The sequence below is a fragment of the Pseudoalteromonas sp. PB2-1 genome (assembly GCF_045040605.1).
Taxonomy (GTDB): domain Bacteria; phylum Pseudomonadota; class Gammaproteobacteria; order Enterobacterales; family Alteromonadaceae; genus Pseudoalteromonas; species Pseudoalteromonas arabiensis.
Window position 1 is genome coordinate 2,291,363 of the sequence record NZ_CP090667.1, and the last position, 15,309, is coordinate 2,306,671.

The window sequence follows — 15,309 nt, forward strand, 5'->3', positions numbered from 1 at the left end:
CCCCTTTGCTTTTTATAATGCAAGCTATACTCTATTGAATAAAGTACAAATATAAAAGGAGGATAAATTATGTCAGGTACAACCATGGTGGTATTAATTGTACTCATTTCCGTCAGTTCAGGTGTTATCTACGATATGTATAAAAAACACCTAGAGTTTAAATCTCGTACCTTAAAAGACAGCAAAGAAGCAAATGAACAAGTGGCGGCTGTTACCGCTGAATTACTTGAATTAAAGCAACGGGTACAAACACTTGAAGCGATTGTGACCGATTCAAGCTATAACGTAAAACAAGAAATTAATAAGCTGTAATTAACAATCTAGCGCTTTATATTCATCAAGCACACCTTGATAATACTCAGCATCTTGATTCAGCATACGGCCGTAGTGAGCACGTAATTGCTGTAGATATGCTTTGTGCTCTTTACGACTCAATTGCCACATATTTGTACCTGTCCGTGAAAGCGGCTCTGATGACAGTGTGCTAACAGCAATAACCTCATAAAAGCGCTTGTTTTCACAAATAATTTGTTCATCGACTAAGCCCATATTTAATGTTTGCATATGGCTTCGCACTTTATAGCTGTGATGTACAGGACAAACAGCAAAATCAATTTGACAATGGGGATTACGCAATACTATTTGCGATAAAAACTGCACGAGTAAATCTCCCCCAACCCCTGCAATTATGACCAAGTGACGCTTATTAGGGCTCAGTTCAATCCTAGCCACATCTTGACAATGGACCTGCCAAGCTGTGCGCTGCTTATCTGTCGAAAAGCGTTCAAGCACATTACGCAATGACTGCATTAGCTCTGGCACAATATCCACAAAGTGAATCTTCGGTGCCTTATTTTGCTTTAGTAATTCAATGCCTAAAAAACCGTGGTCGCAACAACAGTCCCAAATTTCGTCATACTCAATTGTGACCATCGAAGCAATAGCAGATAAACGTTTACTCAGAGCCATTCTTATGCCGATTTATAAACGAGTGCTTTTAAACTTCTATCACTATCCACTTCAACAAACCCCTCAGTAGGCGCCAGACGCTCAACAAAACTAATTGCACCTTGGGTATGTTCAGTAATTAAATCTTTAAACGCCTGCTCTGACAGCTCTGGGCTATTAGCGCACAATAAAAGTTGAGTGTTTTCGTTTAGCAGCTCAGGTAGCCGACGCAGGATTTTTTGATAGTCCTTGGTCAATATAAAGCTCCCTTTTTGGAAGCTAGGTGGATCAACAATGATCAATTCATACGGTGCTGACTTTTTCAGCTTACCGAACGATTTTAAAATATCATGGGGGTAAAAACTCACCCCATGAGTAAAGCCATTCAGTTGATGGTTTTGCTTGCCTGTTCGCAGCACACCTTTATTCATGTCCATATTAATAACTTGATCTGCACCACCCTGCATTGCAGCAACAGAAAAACCACAGGTGTATGAAAACAGATTAAGCACCTTTGCGTTATTACTATTAGCTTGCACAAACTCACGACCACGACGCATATCCGGAAAAATACCGGTATTTTGTCTACTTAATAAATCAACTTTAAACTTAATACTGTTTTCAGTTACGACATGTTCTTGAGGTAACTCACCGTAAATCAATGTGTTGCGCGTATTAATTCCACTACGTTGTTGATAAACCAGCGTATTTATAAGCTCAGGAACATGTTCTTGTGTCCATTGCCAAATTGTATCTGTTAATTGCGTTAGTTCATCATTTTCGATTTCTTGATAAGAAACTAAAAACAGTGCCGGTGGATAAAAATCAAGATTAATATGGCTAAGCTCAGTCACTGAGTGGCCACGGCCATGAAAAATACGGCATAACTCATTTGCCGCAAGCGGCGCATCTGCTAACGCAGTTAAAATGGCTGAAAATTTATTTGTCATTGCACTTAGTTAATTAATTGTTGTTGTAATTCATGTATTTCATCACGCACAGACGCTGCCTTTTCAAATTCAAGGTCACTTGCATAAGCATGCATTTTTGCTTCAAGGTTTTTAATCTGATCAGCTATTTGTTTCGCGCTTAATACCTGTTTTGACTCTTTTCGTACTAATTTAAGATTGTCTTTTGGCGTTGCTTCTTCACCCACATCCATAATATCGGTGATACTTTTAACTAGAGCTTGTGGCTCAATACCATGTTCAAGGTTGTAAGCCTGCTGTTTTTCACGACGACGGTCTGTTTCATCAATGGCTTGACGCATAGAATTTGTAATACGGTCACCATATAAAATTGCTTTACCGTTTAAGTGGCGTGCTGCACGGCCTATGGTTTGGATCAATGAACGTGTAGATCGCAAAAAGCCCTCTTTATCTGCATCAAGTATCGCTACCAAGGATACTTCTGGCATATCGAGACCTTCTCGCAATAAGTTAATGCCTACCAACACATCAAACACACCAGCACGTAAATCACGAATGATTTCAACCCGTTCGACGGTGTCGATATCTGAGTGTAAGTAGCGAACTTTTACATCATGATCATTTAGATAGTCGGTTAAATCCTCGGCCATACGTTTCGTTAACGTAGTCACCAATACCCGCTCATTAACCTCTACACGCTTGTAGATTTCCGACAATAAATCATCAACCTGAGTACTTACAGGTCGCACTTCAATTTCAGGGTCTATAAGCCCTGTAGGACGAATCACCTGCTCTGCGACTTCTCCAGCTGAGCGCTCTAATTCAAAATTACCTGGCGTCGCTGATACATAGATTGTTTGCGGCGCAATAGCCTCAAACTCTTCAAACCGTAATGGGCGATTATCTAATGCCGAAGGTAAACGAAAGCCATATTCAACGAGATTTTCTTTGCGGCTTCTATCACCTTTATACATCGCACCGATTTGCGATACAGTAACGTGAGATTCATCAATGATCATTAATGCATCATCGGGTAAATAATCTAATAATGTTGGCGGTGGATCGCCAGGTGTGCGGCCTGATAAATAACGACTGTAGTTTTCGATGCCAGAGCAATAACCTAGTTCAGTCATCATTTCAATGTCGTATTGTGTACGTTGGGCTATCCGCTGCTCCTCAACCAGTTTATTAGCACTAAGCAATTGAGAACGACGGTCTTTAAGCTCATCTTTAATTTTATCAATGGCATCCAGAATTTTTTCGCGAGGTGTTACATAGTGTGTTTTGGGATAAATTGTCGCGCGAACAATATGCTTTTCTACAGCCCCTGTGAGGGGATCAAAAATACTCAAACGTTCAATTTCGTCATCAAACATTTCAACACGTACAGCATAAGTGTCAGATTCAGCTGGGAAAATATCAATCACTTCACCACGTACGCGGTATGTGCCACGGCTAAACTCTATATCATTGCGTGTATATTGCAGCTCAGCTAAGCGGCGCAGCATATCTCGCTGGTCAACACTCTCACCCACTTTTAGTAACAACATCATTTTCATGTACGAGTCGGGATCACCTAAGCCGTAAATAGCTGATACTGAAGCAACGATAATGGTATCTCGACGTTCTAATAGTGCTTTCGTCGCACTCAAACGCATTTGTTCAATATGCTCATTAATAGACGCATCTTTTTCAATGAATGTGTCACTGGCTACCACATAGGCTTCGGGTTGGTAATAATCATAATAGGAAACAAAATACTCAACCGCATTATGTGGAAAAAACTCTTTCATTTCGCCATAAAGTTGAGCTGCTAATGTTTTATTATGTGCCATGATTATCGTGGGACGATTTAAATCATGGATAATATTAGCCATAGTAAAGGTTTTGCCTGTTCCCGTTGCTCCTAACAAGGTCTGGTGTGCAAGGCCGGCTTCTAACCCATCCTTTAACTGAGCTATTGCAGTTGGCTGATCGCCACTGGGCTGAAACTGTGAGACAAGTTGAAAATGATCGCTCATGAATGACACTCCTTCATCGATGCAGCGCTTAAAAGTTCCACATCCTTTATAAACCATTTGTAAGCAACAACAGCTGTAAATAAATTACCAGCAGCGGCACCAATAAATAACCCCGTTAGCCCTGCCATAAGGTTCCCTACATAGGCAAAAGGAACATAGAAAATAAATAAACGTACAACACTTAAAATTAACGCATTCATGGGTTTATGTAACGCATTAAACGATGAATTAGATAAAATAATGACCCCTTGCAAGCCATAACTTAAAGGGAGAATGTAAATAAATAGCTTAATAACATCAATAACAGCTTGCTCTTTACCAAATACATCAGCAATAAATCCTGATGCCACAATAAGTAATAAATAAATAGCAAACTGCCAAATCATCACAAACTTTAACGTTGTGGTATAAGCTTCTTTTACACGTTCAAATTTTCTTGCACCAAAGTTCTGGCTGACAAAGGGAGGCAATGTCATCGACAGCGCCAATACAACAAGGCTTGCTATTGATTCTATACGACTGCCGACACCAAAGGCTGCAACAGCCTCTGGGCCATGTTTAGCCACAAGTGCTGTCATCACCGCCATAGCAATTGGTGTTAACATATTTGCGCCTGCTGCGGGTAAACCAATTTTCAGAATTTTGCGCACTGCACCTATGACAGTTTGTTGACCGGCGTGCAAACTTAATAAGCCATTTTTAACCGCTAAAATATAGAGAATAATCACCACAGCTACGGACCATGCAATGACACTTGCAATGGCTGCCCCTTGAATACCAAGAGCGGGAACTGGGCCGAAACCAAAAATAAGTATAGGATCTAAAATAGCATTGATTAAGCCAGCGCCCCCCATAACGATACTCGGTGTTTTTGTATCACCACTTGCACGTAAAACAGAGTTTCCAACCATGGGGGTGATCAAAAAGACACTGCCCAAAAACCACACGCTCATGTAGTCATGTATCAATGGCAATACTTGCTGCCCTGCCCCGAGTAGTTTGAAAGTAGGCGCAATGAGTAGGTAGCCAAGCACCGATAAAAAAAATACCATCACGACAGAGATCAATAAAGCAATACTCGCATCGAAGCGTGCCTCATCAAGCTTGTCACTACCTAAGGCTTTAGCTATTACGGCTGAAGTACCTATGCCCAAACCAATCGCTAAGCTAATCACAGTAAATGTTACAGGGAAGGTAAAACTAACGGCCGCAAGTGGTTCTGTGCCGAGTAAGCTGATAAAGAAAGTATCAACAAGATTGAACATCATCAGCGTAATCATGCCAAAAATCATTGGAATGGTCATTTTTTTTAACGTGGGTAAGATTGGCGAGTTTAAAAGATCAGGTTTAGATTTGCTTTGCGAAGTCACGCTCATGGGAATACTTTAGCCTCTTTTACTGAACCTGTAAGTTTAAAGCATCCTGCTCTTGCAAGCCATGCTTTATTCAAAGAAAGCTTCACTGCCATTGCTATAAAATGTAAAGCTAGACGCTTGCAACGTTTATAAAGAAGCACCTTTTGCTGGATTGCTATTTGAAACAGATATGTGCTTAGTATTAGCAAAGACTATTACAGTAAGATTATTTCAGGATGTCACTCCAAGGTTATTAAAGTGCAACTTTTAACGCTTTGGTGCAAAATTAACCATCAACCCCATTAAAAAACAATATAAAAACACTATTAATAGCTCTATTACATTTAAAAGGCAGTAAACGCTGTTTTTTTACACAGCAAAATAGACTATTTAATAGCCTATAAAAAAATTACCTACCGATTCAGCCTTACTTCAGTTTAAAAGATTAACTATCTGATTTTTAAGGGTATAAAAAAAATCATTTTAGTACTTGAAATTGCTGTAGCGCCCTAAAAACCTAGCACTATAGCTGTTCTTAAAGTTTAATAAACAGAGTTATCCACAGAAACCGTGGATAACTCTCTGGAAGCCGCATTTATCAAGGCTTTTAAAGGAGGCTAACAGAGTTAAATGACAAAACAAGACAAGTTTAGTGTTTAACGCTTAAGGTCTAAAAATTGACAAAAGCCATAATTAGCTCACCTACCTAGCTTGATAAATAGCTCTGTGGAATATTCACCTATATTACAAACCTGATGCAACATCATGATTATTAAAAATAAAAACATACACACTGATACGCTTTTGGTTCGCGTTTCGCTACATGAAAGCCGACCCTTTTTAAATCATACTCCCTAACCACAGGAAAAATACCTCCCTAACGTGCACACTCTAGCCTGATAAAGGCATCGATTAGATTGAATTTGTCGCATGGTTATAAAATCTTAGATAAATGATGGTTTTCTCTCTTAGAAGATGAAAATCTATACAACGAATACTTTTCGCAATTTTGAAACATCAACTTAGCTATAAAATTCAAGCAAAAAATTCAACTTAGAAAGACGAATACAGGTATTTCATAGTAAATACGCTGCCATTTTCAGTTAGATTTTGCTCAGATCGAACATAAAAACATCGAATAGCCTTCTTTTTTGAATTTATGAAGTTTTTATGTTGACACTTTGCAAAGCTGTCATTAATATTTCGCCCCGTTGAAAGGCATGACGCTTCCCCCTTAGCTCAGTTGGTTAGAGCGACGGACTGTTAATCCGCAGGTCCCCCGTTCGAGTCGGGGAGGGGGAGCCAAGTTTTTCAGCCATAAACGTTTCCCCCTTAGCTCAGTTGGTTAGAGCGACGGACTGTTAATCCGCAGGTCCCCCGTTCGAGTCGGGGAGGGGGAGCCAAGTTTATGAATATGATTGTTCCCCCTTAGCTCAGTTGGTTAGAGCGACGGACTGTTAATCCGCAGGTCCCCCGTTCGAGTCGGGGAGGGGGAGCCAAATCATATAAGCACTACTCTATTCGTTCCCCCTTAGCTCAGTTGGTTAGAGCGACGGACTGTTAATCCGCAAGTCCCCCGTTCGAGTCGGGGAGGGGGAGCCAATTTTTTCAAAAAGTGTCTTTATCTCCCCTATTCTTACTCAACAAATGTATTAGACTTTCCAATACTTATATTCTACTCTATCTTTGCTTAACTCTTTATTTCTTATAAAATTAGAATAAACTGTACTTAAAGAAATCAATCAGGGAATTGATTCCTTCCTTTAGGCTCTTAAAAGATAAGAAAACATGGCTGGTTTTAAAAAACTTATATTTGTACAATTGATCTCTTGGCTGCTTTTTACACTGCTGGGCGGCTCTTTTATTGCCTTAAGCTTTGACAACGCAGTAAGTGATGCCCAAAAAAAAGCACAACTTACAGTAAATACATATATAAATAGTTTAACTGCTGAAGAACTAGCTCCTGAAAAAATTAAACGCGCTCTAACAGATGGCGCAACCTTCTCAAAATTCGTTTTACGAGACACAGATGGTAATGAAGTATTTGCAGTGAGAAACTCAGAGCCTTTGCCATTGTTTGCCGGTATTGTAAACAGCACATTTAATTCTATTCGTCCACAATTTGCTGTAAACCCGACCTCAGATATCAAAGTTGAATTTACTATAAATGTAAACCACCTTGCTGAATTACTGCAACAGTCCTTATTTATCATTATTTTATTTTCGGGTTTAATTGCAATACTCCCTATCTTCTATATGAAAAGCATGTTCCAGCGCCTCAACCGGAAGATAAGCACCACTATTGCCGATATTATTGATATCTACATTAATCAAAACCAAGTTGACGGCGACCTTGAAAACGCAATGGACACATCGCGATTGAAAAAGCTCAGTAAAGATTTAATCCCCTCTTTCAATCGTCTTTCGCACTTTTTACAAACGAAACATGACGATATTCAAAGAAATGCGATGAGTATCAAAAAAGAAGCCTATAAAGATGTAGTAACAAATTTAGGCAACCGAAACATGTTCGTTGAATACTATGAAAGACACATTGAAAATGCTGAAAAGAGTACATTTGGCTCTCTAGCCATGATCAGGTGTAGTGAACTACAGGCAATAAACCAATCTCGTGGTTATCAAAAAGGAGATGAGTACGTTAAGGGGGTTGCCGATATTATTAAGCATATAAGCGGCACTTACACTAACAGCCAAGTGTTTCGTTTAAATAGCTCTGACTTTGCTGTTGTGTTACCTAATACACCACTTAAAGAAGCAGAGCGTTTTGGTGATAATCTACAGTCTAGGTTTACTCAATACCAACAAAACCAAGAGCTTAGCTCTGTCGCCAATACTGGCATTGTCGGTTATGAGAAAGGTAAACCCCTTGGTGAGCTATTATCAATCGTTGATAATGCGATGAGCATGGCTCAATCTAAACAAACAAATGCATGGCATGTGCAACGAGAAACAGACCTAGTTAATAACGTGAGCGCAGGATTTGGAAATCAAAACTGGCGAAAAGTTATTAACGAAGTTATAGAATCGAAACGCGTTCATTTAGTGATGCAAAATATTATGCCGATCGGCAAAAGCGTGAAAGCCTATGCAGAGATTCAAGTGCGTTTTAAAACAGCTGAAAATCAGATGCTCCCAACCGCTTCTTTCCTTGCTATGGCAGAAAAGCTTGATATGGCAATGGAGATTGATCGGTTAATCATCGACACCACCTTAGAAAAAGTGAAAACTCGCAACTTCTCACAAAAATTCTTTGGTATAAATGTTACAGCATCAAGCGCACATAATGATCAATTTGTGATCTGGTTAGAACGTCGGCTTTTAAAAGACAGTAATATCGCATCAAAACTTATTTTTGAGGTAAGTGAGTTCGGCTTACAGCAAAATATCAAAGCAAGTAAACGCTTTATTGATATGGTTCATCGTGTCGGTGCACGTATTACGGTAGAACGCTTTGGTGTGGGTTTAACCTCATTTAAATTCTTTAGGGACCTCAAACCTGACTTTATTAAAATGGATGCAAGCTACACGCGAGGCTTAGAAGAAGATAAAAATAATCAATATTTCATGCGCTTAATGGTTGACCTTGCACACCGCATTGGGGTGAGTGTGTTTGCTGAAGGTGTAGAAAGCCAAGAAGAGAAACATATTATCGAAACACTGTGTTTAGATGGCGTTCAAGGCTACTATATCGAGAAGCCGAAAGACATCTAACTCACCTTAAAAGGCCTAATAAACCTACTGTTTATCAGGTCTTTAACCTCAGTTTAACACTTTCATACCCAACTCCCCTGCTTATTTTAGCTATTCGTCTCTCATGTGTTGTGTCGACCCCAAGAAAAAAGGATAATAGAGGGGTTTTTATTCTTGTGAGGCACGCATGACAGAGTATGTCCTGTTATTGATTGGCACCGTGCTAGTCAACAACTTTGTATTAGTTCAATTTTTAGGTTTATGCCCGTTTATGGGTGTATCGGGTAAATTGGATACCGCAATTGGTATGTCCTTGGCGACAACCTTTGTGCTTACTCTTGCCTCTGTAACAAGCTATTTAGTGAATCAATATATTTTGATTCCTCTTGATATTGAATTTTTACGTACCATGAGCTTTATATTGGTCATCGCTGTGGTGGTGCAATTTACTGAAATGGTCGTACGAAAAACAAGCCCAACCTTGTATCGCCTGCTAGGTATATTTCTACCTTTAATCACCACTAACTGCGCTGTACTAGGGGTTGCATTACTCAACATCAAAGAAGATCACTCATTTTTGCAATCTGCGGTATATGGTTTTGGCGCAGCAGTTGGTTTCTCTATGGTGTTAATTCTTTTTGCCGCACTGCGTGAACGTTTAGCGGCAGCTGACGTCCCTACTCCATTTAAAGGCGCATCAATCGCAATGATAACAGCAGGCCTTATGTCAATGGCGTTTATGGGTTTTACAGGATTAGTGAAGTTTTAATATGACCTTGTTTTATGCCTTAATAGCGCTTGGTTCATTAGCGCTCGTCTTTGGTTTAATTTTAGGCTTTGCCGCGGTACGTTTTCGTGTTGAAAGCAATCCTATTGTCGATCAAATAGATACTATTTTACCGCAAACCCAGTGTGGCCAATGTGGTTACCCTGGTTGTCGCCCTTATGCTGAAGCAATTGCCAACGGGGATGAAATAAATAAATGTCCGCCAGGCGGCGAAGCCACAGTAAAGAAACTTGCCGATTTAATGGGGGTTGAAGCCAAGCCCCTCGCAGGTGGCGAACAAGCAGACCCGATTAAAACGGTTGCCTATATTCGTGAAGATGAGTGTATTGGCTGTACCAAGTGTATTCAAGCCTGCCCTGTCGACGCCATTGTGGGTGCAACTCGTCAAATGCATACCGTGCTTATTGATGAGTGTACTGGCTGTGATTTATGTGTAGAACCTTGCCCTGTAGATTGTATAGATATGCTGCCAATTAAAGAAACAAAGCAAACATGGAAATGGCAATTAAACGCAATTCCTGTGACTCAAGTAGATTAGGAGCACAAATGGAAACGTTAATCGAACAAATTAAACAAGGCAAAGTGTGGCCATTTCCTGGTGGGATTCATCCACCTGGTCAAAAACACGTATCAACAACTCAGTCAATCCAACGTTTGCCGCTTCCTCAAAAGTTGGTCGTATCACTAAAACAGCATATTGGCGCAAACGGCAAACTGATCGTCGAAAAAGGTCAGCAGGTCCTTAAAGGCCAAGCATTAACTAAACCAAGTGGTAACTGGTCTGTGCCAGTGCATGCGCCTACCTCAGGTATCATTTGTGAAATAGCACCTATGCCATCAGCGCACCCCTCAGCTTTGCCTGAACTCAGCGTTGTTATTGAACCTGATGGGCTAGATAACTGGTGTGAACTGAAACCCATTAGTGATGCTGCTGCCCTCTCTCATGATGAACTCGTCGATATTATTCATCAAAGTGGTATCGCTGGTATGGGCGGAGCTGGCTTTCCAACTTATGTAAAAGCGGACAGCCGCAAAGACATCGATTTTTTAATTGTTAATGCCGTTGAATGTGAGCCTTATATCACGGCCGATGATATGTTAATGCGAGAGCATGCGGATGGTATTGTTGCGGGTATTGAGCTAATGCAACAATTATTAAGCCCTAAGCTAACAATTATTGGCATTGAAGATAATAAGCCAGAAGCCATTGCTGCTATGACAAAAGCAGCTCAGCACAATCACAATATTATAGTGCAAACAGTACCAACGGTTTATCCTTCAGGTGGCGAAAAGCAACTAATAAAGTTACTGACAGGTAAAGAAGTGCCAAATGGCAGTATTCCAGCAGATATTGGTATGCTGGTACAAAATGTCGGTACTCTCTTTGCTATTAATCAAGCGGTGTTTGAAGGCAAACCATTGATTGAGCGAGTTGTCACAGTCACGGGTAATACAATCCATAAACCAGGTAATGTGTGGGCTTTACTGGGCACTGAAATTAAGCACTTATTGGATTGCCAAGGTTTCTCTCCAGTTCCACAACAACGTGTTGTCATGGGTGGCCCGATGATGGGCTTTACTTTACCAACCGTGCGTATTGGCATAGTAAAAACCACCAACTGTATTTTAGCACCTGATCATCAAGAGTTGGCTGAACCTGGCGACGAAAAAGCCTGTATTCGCTGTAGTGCCTGCGCAGACGCATGCCCTGCCTCTTTATTACCGCAGCAATTACAATGGTTTGCTAAGTCAAAAGAGTACGACAAGCTAAATGAGCACAACTTGTTCGACTGTATTGAATGTGGTGCCTGTGCTTATGTATGCCCAAGCGAAATTCCATTGGTCCAATATTACCGTGTTGCTAAGGCTGAAATTAAAGAGCAACAAGCTGAGCAAATTAAGGCTGAACGTGCCAAAGAGCGTTTTGAAGCACGTAAAGAACGTTTAGAGCGTGAGCAAGAAGAGCGCCAAAACCGTCACAAACGTAAACCCGCTGCAAAATCAGATGGCGAAAAACAAAAAGTAGCCGATGCGCTAGCACGTGTGAAGAGCAAATCTGATGCTAAAGATAGTAAATCAGCTGTGGCAGCTGCTATAGCTCGCGCCAAAGCGAAAAAGCAAAGCCCTGATGCGGAGCTTGAGCCTGATAATTCAGAGGTCGTTAAAGAGCGTGCAGCACGCAAAGAACAAGCACGTAAGTACAAAGAGCAAAAAGCACAAGAGCAAGGTGAAGAAAGCACCGATAAAGACGATAAAAAGTCTGCTGTGGCTGCAGCTATCGCACGCGCTAAAGCGAAAAAAGCCGCACAGGCTGCTGAAGATCACATAGAGGCAGACGCTGCTCCTAAAGATGACAAAAAAGCGGCTGTTGCTGCTGCCATTGCCCGTGCTAAAGCGAAAAAAGCGGCGCAAGCTGCTGAGAATCAAAATGATATTGAAGAAGGTAGCGCACCTGTAGATGACAAAAAAGCCGCTGTCGCTGCTGCCATTGCTCGTGCTAAAGCGAAAAAAGCAGCACAAGCTGCTGAAAATCAAGGTGACGCTGAAGAAGATAGTGCACCTGTCGATGACAAAAAAGCCGCTGTCGCTGCAGCCATTGCCCGTGCTAAAGCGAAAAAAGCCGCGCAAGCTGCTGAAAATCAAGATGATGCTGAAGAAGATAGCGCACCAGTTGATGACAAAAAAGCGGCTGTCGCTGCAGCCATTGCCCGTGCTAAAGCGAAAAAAGCCGCGCAAGCTGCTGAAAATCAAGATGATGCTGAAGAAGATAGCGCACCAGTTGATGACAAAAAAGCGGCTGTTGCTGCAGCCATTGCTCGTGCTAAAGCAAAGAAAGCCGCTAAAGAGCAAGCGCAGAGTGATGATTCACACGTTGAGGTTGATTCAAAACCTCAACCTGATACAAATGAATCTAGCGAAGACAAGAAAAAAGCCGCTGTTGCAGCTGCCATAGCTCGAGCCAAAGCGAAAAAAGCCGCTACAGAGCAAACGCAAAGTGATAGTTCAGCCAATTCTGTTGATACTGAAATAAAACCAGCAGACTCGGATGTAGAGCAAGTATCAAACGCACCTGAATCAAAAGAAGATAAAAAGAAAGCCGCTGTCGCTCGTGCCATTGCAAGAGCTAAAGCGAAAAAGTTACAACAAGAAGGAAACGATAAGTCATGAAACTAACCATGGCGAGTTCGCCGCATAATCATAGTCATAAATCATTAAGCCGTTTAATGATCACCGTGATTGCTGCGTGTATTCCGGGCTTAATCGCGCAAGTTTACTTTTTTGGCACCGCGGTTTTAATCCAGCTTGCACTCGCTTTAATCACGGTTAGTGTATGTGAAGCGGCAGTTTTATTGCTACGTAAGCGAAAGGTGTGGCCAACTCTTAGCGACGGCAGTGCATGGCTAACTGCAGTATTGCTAGCATTGAGCATTCCGCCTTTAGCACCTTGGTGGATTATCGTAATTGGCTGTTTGTTTGCAATTGTTATTGTAAAACAGCTTTATGGTGGACTTGGTTTCAACCTATTTAACCCAGCAATGGCCGCTTATGTATTACTACTTGTATCGTTTCCGGTGCAAATGACCAGTTGGTTACCTGTGAGTGATTTACTTGCATCGCCTATTAGCTTTTCACAACAGCTGTCTGTTATTTTTAATGGTTTTACTAGCGCTGGATTTAGCGTAGATCAACTTCGTGTATCCATTGATGGCACAACGATGGCAACGCCGCTTGATACCGTTAAAACGGACGTAGCCCATCACCTAACGGTAGCTGAGAGCATGAGCAAACCCCTTTTTAATGACTGGTTTGGTCTTGGTTGGGGCTGGGTTAACCTAGGCTTTTTAATCGGCGGTCTTTATTTATTAAAAGCTAAAATCATTAATTGGCATATTCCTGTAAGCTTTCTCGGTGCTTTAACGATATGTAGCGCTATTGGCTATATAGCATCACCTGGGACAGAGCCTGGCGTGGTATTTCACTTATTCAGTGGTGCCACAATGCTAGGGGCATTTTTCATCGCGACCGATCCTGTTTCAGCATCAACCACAAATAAAGGCCGCTTAATTTATGGTGCCTTAATTGGTCTACTTGTTTACTTAATTCGCACATTTGGTGGTTACCCTGATGCTGTCGCTTTTGGTGTGCTTCTGCTAAACATGGCAGTACCATTAATTGACTACTACACACAGCCACGCACTTACGGCCATGGAGTGAAATAATGATCCTTTCCTCAATGACTAAAAACGGTGGTATTTTAACCGCTTTTGCACTACTTACTACAGGAGCTGTAGCGCTTACCCATAGCCTAACGGCCCAGCGTATAAGCGACCAAGAAAAGAAGCAGCTCGCCGAGCAACTACAGCAAGTGCTTGGCGCTCACCATTACGATAATCAACTATATAAAGATTGTGTCATTATTACAGATGAACGTTTAGGGCCCAGACCCGAACAAATTATTTATCGAGCTTATAAAAGCGATAAACCATACGCTCTTGTAATGCGCCATGTTACGCCAAGCGGTTATAGTGGCGATATTAACTTGCTAACAGCCGTTTTTGCTAATGGTGAAATTGCTGGAGTTCGTGTTACAAAACACGAAGAAACGCCTGGGCTTGGCGACAAGGTAGAAGTAAAAAAATCTGACTGGATCACCTTGTTCAAAGGTCAGACTGTATTAGGTGAAGATGACAATCGTTGGGCTGTTAAAAAAGATGGCGGCCAGTTCGATCAATTCACTGGAGCAACGATTACGCCACGCGCTGTAGTCGGCTCAGTTAAAGAAGCTGTGCTATTTGCACAAGCTGAATTTGATAACCTATTTGCAGCAGCTAATGCTTGCCAAGGAGGTCAAGAATGAGCCAGTTAAAAACCTTGTTTAAAGATGGAATGTGGGCCAATAACCCCGCCCTTGTGCAGTTATTAGGCTTGTGCCCTCTGCTAGCAGTGACTTCTACAATAACAAATGCTTTAGGTCTTGGTTTAGCGACTTTATTAGTACTTGTTGGTTCTAATGTAACTGTATCGATTGTGCGCAACTGGGTGCCTAAAGATATCCGTATTCCTGTTTTTGTGATGATCATCGCAGGCTTTGTAACGATAGTGCAGCTGATGATGAATGCCTATACATTTGGGCTTTATCAATCTCTTGGTATTTTTATTCCACTTATTGTAACCAACTGCGCAATTATAGGTCGCGCTGAAGCATTTGCGTCAAAAAATACAGTCCCCCTTTCAGCCTTTGACGGCTTAATGATGGGCTTAGGCTTTATGCTAGTACTTGTTGTGCTGGGCGCTATAAGAGAGTTAATTGGCCAAGGCACCCTTTTTGATGGTGCTGATTTGTTGCTCGGCCCATGGGCACAAGCACTGCGTATTGAAGTGTTTAGTTTCGACAATCAATTTTTATTGGCAATTTTACCCCCAGGTGCCTTTTTAGGTCTTGGTTTGTTAATTGCTGCAAAGAATGTGATTGATAACCAAATAAAATCAAAGCAAGTAGTTACTCCAGAAATAGAAAAAGGCCCTCGTGCCCGGGTAACGAGTTTAACCTAAAGGAG

The 15,309-nt window shown here is 41.4% G+C and carries 12 protein-coding genes and 4 tRNA genes; 12 read left to right on the plus strand and 4 right to left on the minus strand.

All coding sequences use genetic code 11. The features are described 5' to 3' along the window. Positions 1 to 69 precede the first annotated feature (69 nt). Positions 70 to 312, plus strand: a complete 243-nt coding sequence (locus L0Z67_RS10675; RefSeq protein ID WP_062569991.1) for a hypothetical protein — start codon at positions 70 to 72, stop codon at positions 310 to 312. Here the strand turns inward: L0Z67_RS10675 and L0Z67_RS10680 are convergent, their stop codons facing one another. Genes L0Z67_RS10680 through L0Z67_RS10695 form a run of 4 tightly spaced genes read right to left on the minus strand, consistent with a single transcriptional unit; the run spans position 313 to position 5,274 of the window. Next, a complete protein-coding gene (locus tag L0Z67_RS10680; protein ID WP_062569990.1) occupies positions 313 to 969 on the minus strand; it encodes a tRNA (adenine(22)-N(1))-methyltransferase TrmK in 657 nt (218 codons plus the stop codon). Positions 970 to 971: 2 nt separating this feature from the next. Further along, on the minus strand, positions 972 to 1,898 hold the full coding sequence (locus tag L0Z67_RS10685; protein ID WP_193987507.1) for a class I SAM-dependent methyltransferase: 927 nt from the start codon (positions 1,896 to 1,898) through the stop codon (positions 972 to 974). 5 nt (positions 1,899 to 1,903) lie between these two features. Beyond that, a complete protein-coding gene (gene uvrB / locus L0Z67_RS10690; protein ID WP_062569988.1) occupies positions 1,904 to 3,898 on the minus strand; it encodes an excinuclease ABC subunit UvrB in 1,995 nt (664 codons plus the stop codon). Next, positions 3,895 to 5,274, minus strand: coding sequence for an MATE family efflux transporter (locus L0Z67_RS10695; protein WP_062569987.1), 1,380 nt, complete (start codon positions 5,272 to 5,274; stop codon positions 3,895 to 3,897). Before L0Z67_RS10695 ends, uvrB begins: the two co-directional genes overlap by 4 nt. A 1,207-nt stretch (positions 5,275 to 6,481) precedes the next feature. Here L0Z67_RS10695 and L0Z67_RS10700 point away from each other — a divergent pair. The 11 genes from L0Z67_RS10700 (at position 6,482) to L0Z67_RS10750 (ending at position 15,304) form a co-directional block, all read left to right on the plus strand. Continuing rightward, positions 6,482 to 6,558: transfer RNA gene (locus L0Z67_RS10700), tRNA-Asn, on the plus strand. A 21-nt stretch (positions 6,559 to 6,579) separates the two neighbouring features. Further along, positions 6,580 to 6,656: transfer RNA gene (locus L0Z67_RS10705), tRNA-Asn, on the plus strand. Positions 6,657 to 6,675: 19 nt separating this feature from the next. Then, positions 6,676 to 6,752 (plus strand) — tRNA-Asn (locus tag L0Z67_RS10710). 26 nt (positions 6,753 to 6,778) lie between these two features. After that, positions 6,779 to 6,855: transfer RNA gene (locus L0Z67_RS10715), tRNA-Asn, on the plus strand. A gap of 186 nt (positions 6,856 to 7,041) precedes the next feature. Further along, positions 7,042 to 8,985, plus strand: a complete 1,944-nt coding sequence (locus L0Z67_RS10720) for an EAL domain-containing protein (RefSeq protein ID WP_237114228.1) — start codon at positions 7,042 to 7,044, stop codon at positions 8,983 to 8,985. A 166-nt stretch (positions 8,986 to 9,151) separates the two neighbouring features. After that, complete coding sequence (rsxA, locus tag L0Z67_RS10725; RefSeq protein ID WP_062569985.1) at positions 9,152 to 9,733, plus strand: electron transport complex subunit RsxA; 582 nt, start codon at positions 9,152 to 9,154, stop codon at positions 9,731 to 9,733. Between the two features lies 1 nt (position 9,734). Further along, positions 9,735 to 10,289 (plus strand): electron transport complex subunit RsxB, encoded by a 555-nt coding sequence (rsxB, locus tag L0Z67_RS10730; RefSeq protein WP_405128011.1) that lies wholly within the window; start codon positions 9,735 to 9,737, stop codon positions 10,287 to 10,289. An 8-nt stretch (positions 10,290 to 10,297) separates the two neighbouring features. Then, a complete protein-coding gene (gene rsxC / locus L0Z67_RS10735) occupies positions 10,298 to 12,919 on the plus strand; it encodes an electron transport complex subunit RsxC (protein ID WP_405128012.1) in 2,622 nt (873 codons plus the stop codon). After that, positions 12,916 to 13,971, plus strand: a complete 1,056-nt coding sequence (rsxD, locus tag L0Z67_RS10740) for an electron transport complex subunit RsxD (protein WP_405128013.1) — start codon at positions 12,916 to 12,918, stop codon at positions 13,969 to 13,971. Before rsxC ends, rsxD begins: the two co-directional genes overlap by 4 nt. After that, positions 13,971 to 14,609, plus strand: a complete 639-nt coding sequence (gene rsxG, locus L0Z67_RS10745) for an electron transport complex subunit RsxG (RefSeq protein ID WP_405128014.1) — start codon at positions 13,971 to 13,973, stop codon at positions 14,607 to 14,609. Before rsxD ends, rsxG begins: the two co-directional genes overlap by 1 nt. Beyond that, the gene (locus L0Z67_RS10750) at positions 14,606 to 15,304 is read left to right on the plus strand and encodes an electron transport complex subunit E (RefSeq protein WP_405128015.1); all 699 of its coding nucleotides are present in this window, start codon (positions 14,606 to 14,608) and stop codon (positions 15,302 to 15,304) included. The genes rsxG and L0Z67_RS10750 overlap by 4 nt, the downstream gene beginning before the upstream one ends. Positions 15,305 to 15,309: the final 5 nt, after the last annotated feature.